We start from the raw sequence: 16,015 nt of genomic DNA on the forward strand, positions 1-16,015 counted from the left end.
GGGCGGCGGACTCGGCGGCGGCGGCGGTCAGGCGACTGCAGGCAACCCGTTGCAACCCCCGACGCCTGGCGACGAGAGCCTTGCAATCATTGCGCTCGACATCGATAACAGCATCATCATTCGCGGGCGAGACGAAGACGTCGATTACATCCGACGAATCATCCGCTATCTGGACGTACCTCCGAAGCAGGTCATTATCAAGGCCGAGTTCGTAACTGTCCAGAGCAGCTGGCTCAATCAGTTCGGTATCGACTGGAACCTGTCGCGCGTCAACATGAGCACCGGCGCAACCGGTTTTGCCGATGTAAACGCCCAGGTCTTTGTCAACTACGCCAACGGCAGCGTCGTGGCCGACCTGCGCGCCCAACTGAGCAGCGGCGTCGGCAAAATCGTCAACGCTCCCATCATCACTACGATGAACAACACGCCGGCCACGATCATCGACGCGATCCAGACCACCATCTTTACGCAACAGATCCTGCCTGGCCCGCAGGGCGGCCAGCCGATCGTCACCACAGTGCCGATCCCGCTGACCGCGCAGACCAGTCTGTCCGTTACGCCTCGAATCAACAACGACGGTACGATCACGCTGGTGCTGACGCCGGTGGTAGCCGACTTCGGTCAGTTCCGACGAGGCCCCATTGGCGAAATTCCCGACGTCATTCAGCAGCAGGTCGTAACCGTCCGACGCCTTCGCAATGGCGAGACGATGGTCATCGGCGGTCTCGTGCGAAAGTCAGAACGAGGCAGCCAGTCCAAAGTCCCGATCCTCGGCGACCTTCCTCTCATCGGCCAATTCTTCCGAAGCCGAAACGACAACATCGAAGAGAACGAACTTCTCATCTTTGTAACGGCGACGGTCGTTCCCGACGAGCCTGGCGCCAGCGGGGTGGTATCGCCCTAAGCTTGAACGCATCAACATCGCTACGCATGGGCGGCGAGCAACGCATCTTGCTCGCCGCCCTCTTTCTATGAGCGCTCTCTTCTTAACCGGGATGATGGGCAGCGGCAAGACCACCATCGGCCGCGCCCTGGCTAAGAAACTCGATCTGCGCTTCATCGACCTGGATGAGGAGATCGAGAGACATACCGGCAAGACTATTGCCGAACTGTTCGAACTTCATGGCGAAGCCGGATTCAGAAAGATTGAATCCGAACGACTGCGCAATCTTCCGACCGAGGGCGCTGTTGTAGCAACCGGAGGCGGCGCCGTAACATCCTCAGCTAACGTCGCCATCATGATGAAAAATGGATGCATCGTCTGCCTCAACGCTCCGATAAGTGTCTTGGAGCAACGCATAGCACAGTCCGCGGTCCGCCCGCTTTACAAAGACAAGAGTTCGTTGGGACGCCTGCTTGCAGCGCGAAGTAGCGACTACGCCCTTTGCGACATAAGCATCGATACCGATCGCTCCGTCTCTAAGACCGTGGGCGTCCTTGCGGACAGTCTGGCGCCTACATCAAAAAGACCTCTCATGGCGGGAGACAACGTCTACATTGCCCCCGACCTGATTCACGAAAACATCCCCGCGCGACTGCTGCCAAAAGCATCGAAGTTCGCTATCGTTACGCATCCTCGCCTCCACAAGCATGCCGACGGCATTGCAAGAAGAATCGGCAAATCGTCCATCATGGAAGTTCCTTCCAGTGAGAAATCGAAGTCTCTGAAGAGGCTAGAAATGCTCTTAGAGGACTTCGCCTCGTTTGGCCTCAAACGAGACGACGCAGCGATTGCGCTGGGTGGAGGCGTCATCGGAGACCTGACAGGTTTTGCGGCGGCGGTCTACATGCGCGGCATCGACTATATTCAGATGCCTACAACGCTTCTGGCGCAGGTCGATGCGGCCATTGGAGGCAAAACGGGCATCAATCTAAAACTGGGCAAGAACCTTGCGGGCGCGTTTCACATGCCGACAGCGGTCGTCTGCGACACCTCTCTGCTGGAGACGCTGCCCAGACGACAACTGGTCAATGGCTCGGCAGAAATCGTGAAGTACGGCGCCATTCTCGATCCCGCTATCTTTCTTCGATGCCAACAGCGATCTATCTGGAAGCCCTACCCTGTACATTGGTTCGACTTGCGCTCGAACATTGTCCATCGTTGCGCTCAACTCAAACTCAGCGTAGTGAACGAAGACCCTCTCGAGCGCCAAGGTCGACGCGTAATTCTCAATTTTGGACACACGATCGGCCATGGATTGGAACAAGCGATGGGATTTCGCGGTATCCTACATGGAGAGGCCGTCGCACTTGGAATGATGGCAGAAAGCTACATAGCATGGAGAATGGACATCGCCGACGAAAGCCTGTTGGATCGGCTATCTGTAGCGCTAAGACGCCAAGGCTTGCCCGTTCGAGCCAACTTGCCACCGACAGACGAGATAATGAGCGCGCTCCAGCGAGATAAGAAAAACACGGCCGATCGAGTGCGCATGGCAATAGTGCAAGAAGCAGGGAAGAGCGTTGTTCTGCAAGACGCGCCAAAGGACCTGATCAGGGAGGCCATCGAGTGGATCAGAGAAGAAGCGTAGAGCCGATCGATGCGGTAGGAGCCACCGTCGCATTGATACTCGCGGCATCCTTTGCGCTTCACCTGGGCACGGGCTGGGAGCCGGATGCTCCGTTGGCAAAAACCGTCTCTGCCGCCTTCGCTTTGGCCATCATCGTTTACTTCGCATTGTTGGGACTGCAGGCGGTGCGCAAGTGACCGGAAACATCGTTTCCAGTCGTTACGAACTTCTCGAAGCCATAGGGGAGTCGCCCCTCTTCATCGCGCATCGCGCTAAGGAACTCGCAACGGGCAAGAACGTGGTGCTTAAATCGCTCCGGCCCGTAGCTTCGGCCTCGCCAGCGGTAGTAGCCGCGCTGCGCAGCGTTGTCGGCAGTCTTAGCGCCCTGCGCGCGCCGAACATCTGCCAGATGCTGGGCATCGAGGAGCACAACGGCGACCTATTCCTCATCGAGCAATATTCGCGCGGGATAGACCTTAGAGCGCGCATCCAACGCACGGCGCCTTTCACTGTCGCCATCGCCGTGGACATCGCGCTCGGAATAGCAGAGGGCATTGCCGCCGCCCATTCTACCGGCGTCTCGCACGGCGATCTTCGTCCAGAAAACGTCATAGTCGGACCCGATTGGCAAGTCTCGGTAACCGGGTTCGGATTGCTTTCCGTCTACGATGCCGATCCAACCCTCAAGTCAGCCCGCACCGCTTTGGCGATCCATTACGCTTCGCCAGAGCAAATCGCGGGCGAATCGCCATCGCCCTCGTGCGACATCTATGCAGTCGGCGCGATGCTATACGAGATGGTGGTGGGCGCTGCGCCGTTTAGAGGAGAGCGCCCGCCCGACATAGCGCGCAGCATTATGCAAGATCCGCCTCCGTCTGCTCGTGCTTCTAATGCCGCTGTGCCTAAGTCGGTCGACATCATCATTCAGCGGTGCCTTCAAAAAGAAGCGTCGGATCGATATGCCAGCGCTCAACAACTGATCTCTGATCTAAGAGAGGTCAAGGAGGCGCTCCGATTCGGCAAGCCGCTCAACTGGACGCCGTTCGATCAGCCTGCCGCTACAGCGGTCGTTAGCCAACAGGCAAGAGAGATAGACGACGAGGACGAAGAAGAGGATAGCCTGCCGGCATGGATGCGCTTTATGCTCAAGGCTATGGGCGCCGCCGCGCTCCTGGCGGTGCTCGTACTAATAGGCTTTGTGCTCTCGCTCTACGTTGCGCCTGATGAGCTTCCTGCTCCTAAATTGGTCGGCTTATCGGTCGAAGAAGGCCGCCGATCGGCCGCCGATTCTGGCTTTACGATCGAGGTCGAGCGACAAGACTACAATCCAAAAGCAGTCCCCGGCACGATTTACTTCTCTAGCGCTCCCGAAGGCCGACAACTCAAAAAAGGCTCGACCATTAAAGTCTGGGTCAGCCTTGGCGAACGCACCGTCGACCTTCCAGACGTAACGAACCTGCCAGCGTCCGAAGCCAGGCGAGAGTTGGAAAAAGCGGGTCTCGTCGTTTCCGATCGAGTGCAAGAACGCCCGAGCGAGGCTATCGAGTGGGGAAAAGTGATGGCCACACTGCCGCCTCCGGGCAGCAAAGTCTCCAGAGACCAACCCATTACCCTTATCGTTAGCCGCGGCGCCGATACAGCCCCGTTCGATGATGTGCAGGAAGAAACGACCAACGAACCGTCCGCGCTCAATCCGCGCTCGTTCGTTACTAACGTCCGCATTCCGCCCGGCGAGCATCGCGTTCGCATAGAGGTGGAAGATCAGATGAGCGTGCGCGATGTGGTAGACGAAACCCGAGACGGCGGCGAGACGGTCAGTTTCGATGTCGTAGGATACGGGTCGCGGGTCAAGATCCGCGTCTATATCGATGAAGAATTGATCCGGGAGATTGCGAAGTGATCTTGCTGGCGCCCTCTGTCTTGTCGGCAGATTTGAGCCGCCTGTCCGAAGCCGCCAAACAATTGGAAGCCGCCGGTGCCGATTGGCTTCATTTGGACGTAATGGACGGCCGTTTCGTGCCCAATCTCACCTTTGGTCCGCCGGTAATCTCCTGCCTGCGCCGCCAGTGCAATCTGCCGTTCGACGCTCACCTTATGATCGAACGACCCTGGGACTTCTTGAAAGAGTATGCCGATGCGGGCGCGGACTCTATCACCGTCCACATCGAGGCCTGTCCCCACGTCCACCGCACCATTCAGCAGATCAAGAAACTGGGCGTTCGGGCGGGCGTTGCCCTCAATCCAGGCACGCCGTTATCCAGCGCCGAAGAAGTCGTCAAAGACATCGACCTCTTGCTGATCATGTCGGTCAACCCAGGCTTTGGCGGACAGGAGTTCATTTCCGCATCCATCGACAAACTAAGAAGAGCCGCCGAACTCATAGCCGACAGAGGATCGGACGCGCTGTTACAGGTCGACGGCGGAATAACCCCCTCCAACATCGGCGACGCAGTGGCGGCAGGCGCGCAAGCAGTGGTGGCCGGCAATAGCGTCTTTGCGGCGGCCAGCGTGGCAGAGGGCGTAAAGGCGCTTCGATCCTCGATCGCATCCCCGGTATAATCCCGGCATGGCCCTCTCCAATCGGGCGTGGCTGACAACATTCTTGCTCTTGACCGTACTCATGATTCCCTTCGCCATCTGGCTGTTGGCGCTGGGGCCGGCCGCCATGCCTGGATCGCGCAACGCATATCTTTCAATTTTGGCGCTCTGTTGGGGCACGATCACGATGCTCTTGATCGTTACAGTGAGCCTGGCATGGCTAGAGATTCGACGCGCCATCCAGGAGTTTGCAACCGATAATGCGACGGCATGGAACGAAGAGCGAGAGAAGCTGGTAAAGGAACTGTCAAGAAAGTTCTCTGAAGATGACCCTAAGCAAGATTGACGAACTGGCTTTGCGCAGGTGCCTATCGTTGGCCAAACGAGGCTTTCCGGCGCCTAACCCGCACGTGGGCGCGGTTGTTGTTAAGGGCGGCGCCATAGTCGGCGAGGGTTTTCACAACGCGGCTGGCCAAGCTCATGCCGAGTCGATCGCCCTCGCGAAGGCAGGAAAACGCGCCAAAGGCGCCGAACTTTACTGCACGCTCGAACCCTGTTCGCATCACGGCAAAACGCCGCCCTGTACAGACGCGATCATCGCCGCAGGAGTTTCCACAGTAACAATCCTGAACCTTGACCCAAATCCCAAAGTGGCCGGGCTCGATCGTCTTAAAGAAGCCGGGCTAACCGTCCGTGTGCTAGACGCCACTGATTTTGCTCTGTCAGCCATGCGGATCAACGAGAAATTCTTTTGGTTTCACCAAACAAAACGGCCGTTTGTAACCATCAAGTTGGCCATCAGCCTGGACGGCAGGATCGCTGCCGCATCGGGCGATAGCCAATGGATCAGTTCGGAACCTTCTCGCAAGGCCGCGCACAAGCTCCGCGCGCTGCACGGCGCTGTCGCTGTCGGTAGCGGTACCGCGGGCAAGGACGATCCTCAACTCACCGTAAGGCATCTGCGCGTCGTCAACCAGCCCCTTCGAGTTTTATTCGACAGCGCCGGACGTACGCCAGAACAGAGCCATCTCTTCGACACTGCCCTGGCGCCAACCATCCTGTACTGTCAGTCCATCCCTAAACTCAAGCGCGCATCTTTGGCAGACCGAGGCGTTGAGATCGTGGAGCAAGGCGGAAAAGGGCCGGTCGACCTGAAGGGCGCATTGGAAGATTTGGGGCGTCGAGGCGTTACGGGCCTGCTGGTCGAGGGCGGCGCTCGATTGGCGGCACGTTTATTTGACCAGCGTTTGGCCAACAAACTTATACTTTTTGTGGCGCCGATCCTTGTCGGCGGGCAAGAGTCTTTCTTCCGATCCAAAGGCGTTCAATCAATCGCCGATGCACCGAAGCTGAACAATGTCTCATGGCGCCGGTCGGGTCCCGACTTCCAATTTGAAGGATACCTAAGCGTTTTGGGCGAACCTAAGGAATAAGTGAGCAAGAATCTCAAAGCAGTCATTATGGCGGGCGGCGAGGGCGCGCGGCTCCGACCCATCACAGCGAGCCGTCCGAAGCCGCTGACGCCCATTTGCAATCGTCCGATCATGGAGCACATCCTGCTCCTCTTGAAGCGACAGGGTATCGACACTGTGGTCGCCACGGTCCACTATCTGGCGGAGGCGATCGAGGGTTACTTCGGCGACGGTTCTGAATGGGAGATGAACCTCTATTACTCGCACGAGGATACGCCGCTTGGCACTGCAGGCAGCGTCAAGAAAGCCGAAGACTATCTGAGCGAAGGCACGTTCGTTATCGTGAGCGGCGATGCGCTGACCGACATCGATCTTCAGCCTGCGCTCGACTTCCATCGTCAAAAGGGCGCGCTCGCCACGCTTATCCTGGCGCGAGTGCAGAACCCTCTCGAGTTCGGCGTTGTCATCACACAAGAGGACGGTCGCATTCTACGGTTCCTAGAAAAACCCAGCTGGAGCGAGGTCTTTTCCGACACGGTCAATACCGGCATGTACATTCTAGAGCCGGAGATATTCGGCTTTATGGAGCCAAACGCGCCGTACGACTTCAGCCAAGACCTTTTTCCGCTCCTTATGAGAGAGGGCAAGGCGCTCTACGGTTATGTTATGAACGAGTATTGGAGCGACGTCGGCTCGTTGCAGCAGTATCGGACTGCGCAAGAAGACCTGTTGCAGCGCAGGGTCAACTTGGATATACCGGGCGTCGAACAACAGCCGGGCATCTTTGTAGGCGCAGGCGCATACCTTGATCCAGCCGCCGAGATCATTGCGCCGAGTTGTATTGGAGCCAGTTCCAAGATTAAGTCAGGCGCAGTGGTCGGTCCATTTGCCGTGATCGGCGAGAACTGTATTATCGAGGAAAATGCCGTGGTTGCGCGGAGCATCTTGTGGGACAGCGTCTACATTGGCCATGCCTCTTCCGTCCAGAGCGCTATCGTGGGCAGCCGCGCAACCATCAAGGAGGCCGTTCAGATTCAAGAGGACGCCGTAGTGGGCGACCGATGCATGATCGATGGCGACAGCGTCATTCGTTCGCGAATCAAACTGTGGCCGGACAAATATATCGAGAGCGGCTCGACCGTAAACATGAGCCTGATCTGGGGCAAGAACTGGCGCGGCTCGCTGTTCCGAAATCTCAGCGTGCAAGGCCTGAGCAACATCGAAATCACGCCCGAACTGGCCACCAAACTGGGCGCGGCCTACGGTTCGTCTCTCTCTCGCGGCTCCATCGTCGTTACCTCGCGCGATTCGCTCAAAGTCTCTCGAATGATCAAACGCGCCTTTATATCCGGACTTCTGTCCACAGGCATCGAGGTCATGGATCTTCGGTCCATGCCTTTGCCGATCGTCCGCCATGCCATTCGCACGACTCAGGCGGTCGGCGGCGTAACAGTGCGGGCCGCGCCCATCAACGCCAAGACAACCCTAATCGAGTTTTACGATCAAGGCGGCATCTATCTTTCGAAAAACCAAGAGAGAAAGGTTGAAAACCTCTATTTCCGCGAAGATTTCGTGCGTTGCGATCCGAGCGAAGTTGGCACTATCGAGTTTGCCTCGCGGGCGATCGAGCAGTACCAAAGCGGGTTCTTGAGCGCCTTAAAGCACGAGCAAACGACGAAGCCTTTGCGCTTGGTGGCCGACTTCGCCTACAGCCGAGTGGCGTCGATCTACCCAGGAATGCTCGGCCAGTTCGGGCACGATGTGATCTCGCTCAACGCCTATCCGGACCCGTCCAAAGCGCCCCATAGCCCCGCAGATGTCGATGTTTTTCGCACCAATCTTCAACAAATCGTGCGAAGTCTGAACGCTGATTGCGGCGTGCTGTTCGAAAACGAAGGCGAGAGGCTTAATGTGGTAGATGAGAAAGGGAGGCTGATCTCAGGCTACGGCCTCTTGATGACCTATGCGCTCTTGGTCGCCAAGTCTAGGCCGGGATGTTCGATTGCGGCGCCGATCACCGCGCCGAGCAGCCTTGAAGAGCTTCTCAGACCCTACGATGCCCATGTGATCCGTACCAAGACGGACGCCCGATCACTGATGACCATTGCCGCAGAACGCGCCGATAACGTTGCGTTAGTGGGCGACATGGAAGGCGGCCTGCTTTTCCCCGAGTTCCAGCCGAGCTTCGATGCGATGTTCGCATTCGCTCGCCTATTAGAGATGGCCCAAAAGGCCGAACTCAAGTTGAGCCAAGTCTACGATCAAGTGCCGCCCAGTTATGTCGCAAGCCGCGCTATACGATGCCCTTGGGAACTGAAAGGTCGAATCATGCGCGTGCTGACCGAAGATGCGTCGCGCGAGGCTCGGGTCGAATTGATCGACGGCATCAAGATTCATCACGACGAAGCGTGGGCGCTGGTATTGCCCGATTCGGCCGAGCCGGTCTTCCACTTGCATGTCGAAGGTCCGACTCAAAAGGATGCCGAGATTCTGCTGAACCAGTACGCAGAGAGGATCGAGGCCATTCGGTAGTGGGCAGCGTCTTTGGGAGGTTGTTTCAGATCGCGACTTTTGGCGAATCGCACGGCACGGCGGTCGGCGTCGTTGTCGATGGATGTCCGCCTGGCCTCGAAATCAACCTAGATGAAATCCAGTTCGAATTGGATCGTCGCCGACCCGGCCAAAGCAAACTGGTGTCGCAACGGAAGGAGCCAGATCGCGTCGCGGTCCTATCTGGATTGATCGATGGTCGCACGCTGGGTACGCCAATCTGTCTCTTGGTTCACAATCAGGATGCGCGCCCTGGCGACTATGCCCAGATTCAGGAGCTCTATCGACCCTCTCACGCCGACTACACCTACGATGCGAAGTATGGCCTGCGCGCGTGGCAGGGCGGAGGGCGAGCCAGCGCGAGGGAAACCATTGGTCGAGTAGCCGCAGGATCGGTCGCCAAGCAACTGCTGCGCAATCGATACCAAGTCGAAATTGTCGGATGGGTGGCCGAGGCTGGCGGCGTTCGCGCCAAGGTCGATCCAAGCAAAGTTACCATAGCGCAGGTAGAAGCCACGCCAACCCGATGTCCGCAGCCAGCCGCGGCGCGAAAGATCCAGGAACGAATCGAGGAAATCCGAAAGGAAGGCGATTCGATTGGCGGCGTCGTAGGTTGCGTGGCTCGCGGCTGTCCGCCCGGCTGGGGAGACCCAGTTTTCGATAAGCTCGAAGCCGACTTGGCCAAGGCGGTCTTAAGCTTGCCCGCGTCTAAAGGCTTCGAGATCGGTTCGGGCTTTGCTGGCGCGCGAATGACGGGCAGCCGGCATAACGACCCGTTCTACAACGATGGAGCCGACCGAATTCGTACCCGCACCAACTATTCTGGCGGCATCCAAGGCGGTATCACCAATGGAGAGGACATTGTGATCCGCGTCGCATTCAAGCCGACGTCGACGATCTTTAAGCCGCAAGAGACGGTCGATCGGCAAGGCAATCCCGCCATTCTGAAAGCAAAGGGCCGCCACGATCCTTGCGTGCTTCCACGAGCGGTGCCTATGGTGGAGGCGATGGTGGCGCTAACCCTGGCCGACCACGCGCTGCGCCATCAGGCTCAATGCGACTGAGCGACTGGTTCTTCTGCTTCTATCTGGACGGCGGCATGAACATCGGACGGCAACGCGTCCAAATGCGTTCGGAGCAAGGCTCGGATCTCGCTGATGATCAGTCGTTTTTGCGCTTTTAGACCTGCAATCTCTTCTTCTAACTTGGCGGCTTGCAGTTTGGCCTCGGCCAGGATCAGTTCAGCCTCTTTGCGGGCATTGGCGCGGACTTCGTCTGCCGACTTTTGCGCCAACATCAGCGCTTCTTTCAGTGTGTCTTCCATCGAGCGAAACTTGTCGGTCTCAGTCGAGGCGGAACCCAGTTCGGACTTTAACCGCCGATTCTCCTCCTGAAGATCGTCATAGTCGGCTGCTATCTCTTGTAGAAAGAGCTGCACCGCTGTCGGATCGTATCCGCGCATTCGGCGAGGAAACGCTCGGCTTTCTATCTCCAGCACGGTAATCCGTCCGCGGTCGCTCATCCAAAGATCCTCACGATTAGATTTGAGAGAAACATCAGACCCACCAGCGCAATGATGGGCGAAAAGTCGATCGACATCCCGCCAAAGCCCATCCGACCCGTAAACCGCCACAGCACGTCGCGCACGGGCGAGAGGATCGCCCCGCTCACCCTCAAAATCGACCGTATGATCGGATTATAGAGCGGCACGCGCACGTTAAACAGCCGCAACCAAGAAAGAATCACCTCAAAGAGAATGCACAGCACAAGCAGGTTTATCATCCAGATCAGCAGATCGGTCGGCTGCTGAAGCCGCCAGTTCAGCATCATGGCTTCTGCGACCTCTGCATCTTTTCTCTTATACGCTTCATGTTGCCCTGCGCAGCCCCGTCGTTAGGAGCAATCTTCAAGAGTCGCTCCCAAGCGGCTAGCGCCTTTGCAAACTGATTAGTGCGCTCGTAGCTATGCGCCAGCAACCGAAACACGACGCCCTCCGCGCCCGGTTTCGAGGCTGCCATCTCGGCATACTTGACGGCTTGGGCGTAATCCTTGCGCTGGTAGAAGTGATAGGCCGCGTCATAGAAGGCGTCCGACAGACCTGGATTTTCCTTCATGTTGCGCTCGTATACCTTCACAGCCTCGGAGTGCCGCCCATTGCTCGAAAGGATCCAGCCCAGAGTCGAATAGCGCTCGGTATTCTTCGGATCGATCTCGATCAAGAAGAAAAGCATCCCCATCATCCAATGGTGGTAGCCGTTGTGCCAGCAATAATCGACGCTGATCGTTATCTGCTCCTCTACGCGCTCGTTGATAAAACCAAGCTTGGCCAATGTCAAGGCTGGCGGTTTCTGTTGGGCAAGCAGGCAGGAGACGACCGCTATCGAGAATAATAAGAATAGAGAGACGCGCCAACGAAATGCGCTCATGCTCTTTATTTTGACACAACGAGCGCAGGGAATGGAGGGAAACATGGACGAGCCGACTAAACGTTCGAACGAACTTGAGCAGGCGATGTCGAAGATTCTGGTCGTGGGAGGAGGCGGCGTGCTCGGCCTCTTTCTTGGATGGCTGGTCGTCAAGTATGGCGACTGGTTTCAGCATATAGGCTGGCTGTTGGTGATCGGCGGCGGTGCGGCCTTGCTTTACGCAATCTATGGCTACCTTCAAACGCGCAGCATTCCGAGCTTTCCGGTTACTTGCCCCTATTGCAACCAAGACACTGAGTTCACCGCGCCTCCAGTCCGCGACTTTGCATGCGACCACTGCATGAAACTGGTGCAGATCGAGAACGGCAAGGTGGTCGATGCAAAGCAGATTAAGTGCCCCAATTGCGGCTCTATGCAGCGCATTTCTGCCCGAGCGACAACCGGCATCTGCGAAGAGTGCAATCGCGAGATGAACGTTTCGAAAGCGCAGCGGGTTGTCGCCGTGGATGAGAATGCGCCTCACGAATTGGTGCTGACGGGCGTTGGCCGACATCCCGATCGAGTGATCATGATTTTGGAATCGATGCTCAGCCTCAACCGATTGGACGTGAAGAAGCTCTTAGAGACCTTGCCCATTGTGCTGTTCACCAACATTACAAAGCGCAAGGCCGAGATGACCCGGTTCGAGTTAGTCGAAGCGGGAGCCATCACCGAAATCAGGCCGCTTGCTCAGGCACAAGCCGAAGAAGCGCCCGACTGGCTCAAACTCCCGCCAACGTAGACTTTACTGACCGATGATGATCGCGCCAAGCGAAGGATCGTAGACGCAATCGATGCCGAGCGCTTCTTGAATAAAGGAGATTGGCGCAAGCGTGCGGCCATTGATGATCATGGGCGGCAATTCTAAAGTAATCGAATCGCCGTCCAGCCGTGCTGCGTTCAGCCCGACCTTCATCCAAACTTCCTTGGGCGCGCCGATTATGGTAACCGTGCGGTCGGCCTGATTCCAGAACAGACGGCCGCCCGCGTTCTCAAAGATCTGTCGCACAGGCGCTATAGGTACGCCAAAGTGGACGCGAGGAGAGACGTCGAAACTGACCGGGTTGGCATCCATGATGACTGCAAACGGACCGCTCAAACCTTCGATCTTGACGCCCTTGCGAACTGGAATCGGGGCTTCTGCAACCACCGTGCGTTTAGCAGGCAAGACTGATGCGATCTTGGGAGGCTCAAGCCGCTGACCGGCCTGTCGGACTGTAGTTTCGGAAGAGCGAACGGGCGATTTGGCCAATCCTGGCAAGTTCGGCTCGGCCATCGTTGCCAGAGCGGGCAAAACCGTTCTAGGGGCGACGGGAGCAAACTCGGGCACAAACGCCCGCTGGCCAGAATTGGGGACGGCCTCAAAACCCTTGCCGTTTCGCAGAGCCGAGCTGGCCATCGCTGCATTGAGCGGCGCGCTGAACAATCCCGACGCGATATCGGGAGCCGCATTGACCATCAGTTCCGATGGCTTGATGGGACGCGCGATCGGACGAGATTCGGCCATGGCTTCGTTCGCGTCGTGCACGGAAGTTGTGGCTTCGCTCCGCCGATCCGTGCGACCGCCGACGTTATTGACATAAACGCGAACCGGAGGCGACATGAGCGTGCCCAAACCGTCGTCGTACAGTTTTGCTTCGATTAGGTGCCATCCGTTCGTCTCCAGCGTCGTGTCCCATGCGAACGAATAAGGCGAGTAGTTGCGAAGCGTTCGAAACTCTTTATCGACAAACAGTGAAACGAACGGCTTGTTGCCTTTGGCTTGAATCCGAACCTCGACAAGGCCCGAAACGGTCGCATTGAAGCGCGGCCATTGCACCATGATCGGCGCGAGCGGGTCGGCCTCCAGCTCGACCAACTGGGAGGTTTCTGACAGCAGTCGTCCCTCTTGGTCGAACAGTTGCACGGACACTTCGTGCACGCCCGGGGCTAAAGGAACCGAACTGAGCGGAAAAATCGATGTCCCCGAATCGGCAACCTGGAAAGCGACCGCCGCGCCATCGATCGACAACTGAATGGCAGAAGGTTTGGCGCCTTTCACCGATACGGCCACGTCGCGCTTCTGATTGAGCGCGCTGACCTTGACGTCTGGCGTCTGTGCAGTTGCGCCTGTGCATAGTGCGGCCGCCGCCGCGAGGAACATCAGGTTTGTTCGCATGGTGCTGGGACCTCCTCCCTGAACTTGGTTAAGCGACATAGAATACCCTCATTCGACGGTCGCTGGCAGATTCCTTTGGACCTCTTTAAAGTTCTACGAGAATCGCCGTCTGAACGCCGTCCAAGGATCTCAGTCGGTTCAAAACGGCCTCGTCTACCGGATCGTCGATCTTGAACGCCATGATCGCCCGACTGCCTCGATGTTCTCGCCCAACATACATCTGAGCGATGTTAACGCCCGATTCGCCTAGAAGCGTGCCGACGCTTCCGATAACGCCTGGCTGATCTTGGTGCTGTGTAAAGATAAACAGGCCCTCCGGCTGCAAATCCACGCGCAATCCGTCAACCTCGGTTATTCGAATGCCACCGACGCCGTACGATGCGCCCGATATCGACCTTGAATCGTCTAGAGTAGAGGCTGTTATCGTTACCGTTGGCGGGTCATCGCTTTCAATCAGGCGCGTTTCCGTTCGGATCCCTCTGTCATGGGCAATAAGATGGGCATTGACCAGATTGACAGGCTGCGAAAGCATGGGGGTCAGCAGACCGGCGATGGAGGCGCGAACAATCATCTCGGTGGGGAGGCCGTTCCAATCGCCATAGAGTTCGGCTACCACGCCTGTAACCGGGCTCGACGCCAGCTGCGCATGCAGTTTTCCGATCTGTTCCGTTAGCCTCAAATAGGGTTGCGCTCTAGCCATCGCGTCGGCATCCACCGCCACCATGTTGACCGGACTTGAGGGCGGCAGTCCTTGTAGGACGTTTGCAATCTGCTCGGAAACGTCCAACGCGACCGCTGTCTGCGCTTCTTCCGTCGAGGCGCCCAAGTGCGGCGTTACAACGGTCTGCTCCATGCGCGCTAACTTCAAATCTTGCGGCGGAGGTTCGGTTGAAAAAACGTCTAACGCTGCGCCGCCGATATGGCCCGATTCGATCGCTGTGGCCAGCGCCTCTTCATCGATCATGGCGCCGCGAGAGGCATTGACAATGCGCGCGCCCGGCTTCATCTTGGCCAGCGTTTCGGCATTGATCATCTGCCGGGTCTGGTCGTTTAGCGGCGTATGCAGCGTAACAAAGTCACTTTCTGCGAACAGGCGCTCTAACGATGCGGCTTCGACGCCTGCCTGTTCGATTGTCTCGACCGGCATAAACGGATCAAACGCCAATACCCGCATTCCAAAGGCTCTCGCTCGCCGAGCGACCTCTCGTCCAATTTTGCCAAATCCGACGATGCCGATCGTCTTTTTGTACAACTCTACGCCGACAAACTTAGACCTTTTCCATTCTCCTGATCGCAATGATCGATCGGCCTGGGGCACTAATCTTGCCAGCGAGAGCAGCAGCGCCATGGTCAACTCGGCCGCAGCGACCGTATTGCCGCCGGGCGAGTTGACGACCACGATGCCCCTCTGCGTCGCCGCTTCTACATCGATATTATCGACGCCGACGCCCGCCCTTCCAATAATCTTCAAATTTGCGCCCGCTTCGATGACAGGCGCGGTTACCTTGGTTTCCGATCGCACCATCAAAGCCGAGTATTCTCGGACTGCCTCTATCAGTTCAGACGGCGTCATCCCGACTCTTAGGTCGTATGGGATGCCGGCGTCAACCAGCGGTTTTAGGCCAATTTCTGGGATGGGATCGCTAACTAGGACTCTGTTCATCGTAGGCGTGGTCGAGCCGCAAGTATACCTAAAGTTGGGTACGATAGGGGAGTGAGGCCAGGCGAACTGCTCGATTTGGGGCGCATGGGCTACCGAGAGGCTTGGGCAGTCCAGCGGCAGAGGCATCAGTTGCGCGTCGAAGGCTCTGCGCCCGATACGCTGATACTGGTCGAGCATCCTCCGGTCATCACTCTCGGCCGGGCATTTGCAGGTCAATCATTGCTCTTGACGGAGCAGGAGTACCAGCAAAGGGGCATAGAAGTCGTCAGGACCGATCGCGGCGGCGACGTAACCTATCATGGCCCTGGCCAATTGGTCGGCTATCCCATCTTCGACCTCAAGGATCATGGCGCAGACTTGCACAAATTTCTGCGAGCCATCGAAGAGGCGCTCATCGAGGCCGTAGCAGAATTTGGGATCAAGGGCGTGCGCTCGAGCATCAACACCGGAGTTTGGGTTCATGGCGAGAAGTTGGCCGCTATAGGGATCAAGGTCAGCAAGTGGGTCAGCCTGCACGGCTTCGCCCTCAATGTCGATCCGGACATGAGCGCTTTCGATCTCATCGTGCCTTGCGGTCTGACCGGCTATCGGGCTACCTCTATGGCGGCCCAGTTAGGAGAGCCGCCCAGCATGGACGCCGTGAAGCAGGCGGTCAATAAGCGTATCAGTACGGGGTTCGACTTAGACCTCGACGCGCTCAATACCGTGTTATAATTTCT

At 57.5% G+C, this 16,015-nt stretch carries 16 protein-coding genes; 11 read left to right on the top strand and 5 right to left on the bottom strand.

The window, feature by feature from the left end; all coding sequences use genetic code 11:
- The 9 genes from HUU60_09625 to aroC all read left to right on the top strand — a co-directional run.
- Nucleotides 1-904: hypothetical protein (locus HUU60_09625; GenBank protein ID NUL82967.1), on the top strand; the 904-nt coding region annotated here is incomplete at its 5' end.
- 67 nt (nt 905-971) lie between these two features.
- Complete coding sequence (gene aroB / locus HUU60_09630; protein NUL82968.1) at nt 972-2,531, top strand: 3-dehydroquinate synthase; 1,560 nt, start codon at nt 972-974, stop codon at nt 2,529-2,531.
- The gene (locus HUU60_09635; protein ID NUL82969.1) at nt 2,510-2,707 is read left to right on the top strand and encodes a hypothetical protein; all 198 of its coding nucleotides are present in this window, start codon (nt 2,510-2,512) and stop codon (nt 2,705-2,707) included. The genes aroB and HUU60_09635 overlap by 22 nt, the downstream gene beginning before the upstream one ends.
- On the top strand, nt 2,704-4,410 hold the full coding sequence (locus HUU60_09640) for a protein kinase (protein NUL82970.1): 1,707 nt from the start codon (nt 2,704-2,706) through the stop codon (nt 4,408-4,410). Before HUU60_09635 ends, HUU60_09640 begins: the two co-directional genes overlap by 4 nt.
- A complete protein-coding gene (locus HUU60_09645; protein ID NUL82971.1) occupies nt 4,407-5,069 on the top strand; it encodes a ribulose-phosphate 3-epimerase in 663 nt (220 codons plus the stop codon). Before HUU60_09640 ends, HUU60_09645 begins: the two co-directional genes overlap by 4 nt.
- Before the next feature lie 7 nt (nt 5,070-5,076).
- Entirely contained in the window at nt 5,077-5,394 is a 318-nt protein-coding gene (locus HUU60_09650) for a hypothetical protein (GenBank protein ID NUL82972.1), read from the top strand.
- A complete protein-coding gene (gene ribD, locus HUU60_09655) occupies nt 5,375-6,481 on the top strand; it encodes a bifunctional diaminohydroxyphosphoribosylaminopyrimidine deaminase/5-amino-6-(5-phosphoribosylamino)uracil reductase RibD (GenBank protein NUL82973.1) in 1,107 nt (368 codons plus the stop codon). Before HUU60_09650 ends, ribD begins: the two co-directional genes overlap by 20 nt.
- A complete protein-coding gene (locus HUU60_09660) occupies nt 6,482-8,992 on the top strand; it encodes an NTP transferase domain-containing protein (GenBank protein NUL82974.1) in 2,511 nt (836 codons plus the stop codon).
- On the top strand, nt 8,992-10,074 hold the full coding sequence (aroC, locus tag HUU60_09665) for a chorismate synthase (protein ID NUL82975.1): 1,083 nt from the start codon (nt 8,992-8,994) through the stop codon (nt 10,072-10,074). Before HUU60_09660 ends, aroC begins: the two co-directional genes overlap by 1 nt.
- On the opposite strand, the gene HUU60_09670 is transcribed toward aroC, so the two are convergent.
- The 3 genes from HUU60_09670 to HUU60_09680 are packed head-to-tail and all read right to left on the bottom strand — an operon-like array spanning nt 10,062 to nt 11,436.
- On the bottom strand, nt 10,062-10,532 hold the full coding sequence (locus HUU60_09670; protein NUL82976.1) for a DivIVA domain-containing protein: 471 nt from the start codon (nt 10,530-10,532) through the stop codon (nt 10,062-10,064). The two genes, aroC and HUU60_09670, sit on opposite strands and share 13 nt — an antisense overlap.
- Nucleotides 10,529-10,840: a YggT family protein gene (locus tag HUU60_09675; GenBank protein NUL82977.1), complete on the bottom strand. Its 312-nt coding sequence runs from the start codon at nt 10,838-10,840 to the stop codon at nt 10,529-10,531. Before HUU60_09675 ends, HUU60_09670 begins: the two co-directional genes overlap by 4 nt.
- Nucleotides 10,837-11,436: a tetratricopeptide repeat protein gene (locus HUU60_09680; GenBank protein ID NUL82978.1), complete on the bottom strand. Its 600-nt coding sequence runs from the start codon at nt 11,434-11,436 to the stop codon at nt 10,837-10,839. Before HUU60_09680 ends, HUU60_09675 begins: the two co-directional genes overlap by 4 nt.
- A gap of 43 nt (nt 11,437-11,479) precedes the next feature.
- Between HUU60_09680 and HUU60_09685 the strand changes: the two genes are divergently transcribed.
- Nucleotides 11,480-12,217, top strand: a complete 738-nt coding sequence (locus tag HUU60_09685; GenBank protein NUL82979.1) for a hypothetical protein — start codon at nt 11,480-11,482, stop codon at nt 12,215-12,217.
- 3 nt (nt 12,218-12,220) lie between these two features.
- Here the strand turns inward: HUU60_09685 and HUU60_09690 are convergent, their stop codons facing one another.
- Together HUU60_09690 and HUU60_09695 are read right to left on the bottom strand one after the other, a co-directional pair.
- The gene (locus HUU60_09690) at nt 12,221-13,633 is read right to left on the bottom strand and encodes a hypothetical protein (GenBank protein NUL82980.1); all 1,413 of its coding nucleotides are present in this window, start codon (nt 13,631-13,633) and stop codon (nt 12,221-12,223) included.
- Between the two features lie 85 nt (nt 13,634-13,718).
- Complete coding sequence (locus tag HUU60_09695; protein NUL82981.1) at nt 13,719-15,296, bottom strand: phosphoglycerate dehydrogenase; 1,578 nt, start codon at nt 15,294-15,296, stop codon at nt 13,719-13,721.
- Between the two features lie 51 nt (nt 15,297-15,347).
- On the opposite strand from HUU60_09695, the gene lipB reads away from it, so the two are divergent.
- Entirely contained in the window at nt 15,348-16,010 is a 663-nt protein-coding gene (lipB, locus tag HUU60_09700; protein ID NUL82982.1) for a lipoyl(octanoyl) transferase LipB, read from the top strand.
- Nucleotides 16,011-16,015: the final 5 nt, after the last annotated feature.

It is taken from the genome of Armatimonadota bacterium (genome assembly GCA_013359125.1).
GTDB lineage: Bacteria > Armatimonadota > Fimbriimonadia > Fimbriimonadales > GBS-DC > JABWCR01.

Coding starts and splice junctions, on each gene's coding strand:
- HUU60_09680 (NUL82978.1), bottom strand. CDS start 11,436: ATGAGCGCATTTCGTTGGCGCGTCTCTCTATTCTTATTATTCTCGATA.
- HUU60_09695 (NUL82981.1), bottom strand. CDS start 15,296: ATGAACAGAGTCCTAGTTAGCGATCCCATCCCAGAAATTGGCCTAAAA.
- ribD (NUL82973.1), top strand. CDS start 5,375: ATGACCCTAAGCAAGATTGACGAACTGGCTTTGCGCAGGTGCCTATCG.
- HUU60_09675 (NUL82977.1), bottom strand. CDS start 10,840: ATGATGCTGAACTGGCGGCTTCAGCAGCCGACCGATCTGCTGATCTGG.
- aroB (NUL82968.1), top strand. CDS start 972: ATGAGCGCTCTCTTCTTAACCGGGATGATGGGCAGCGGCAAGACCACC.
- HUU60_09685 (NUL82979.1), top strand. CDS start 11,480: ATGGACGAGCCGACTAAACGTTCGAACGAACTTGAGCAGGCGATGTCG.
- HUU60_09690 (NUL82980.1), bottom strand. CDS start 13,633: ATGCGAACAAACCTGATGTTCCTCGCGGCGGCGGCCGCACTATGCACA.
- HUU60_09670 (NUL82976.1), bottom strand. CDS start 10,532: ATGAGCGACCGCGGACGGATTACCGTGCTGGAGATAGAAAGCCGAGCG.
- HUU60_09650 (NUL82972.1), top strand. CDS start 5,077: ATGGCCCTCTCCAATCGGGCGTGGCTGACAACATTCTTGCTCTTGACC.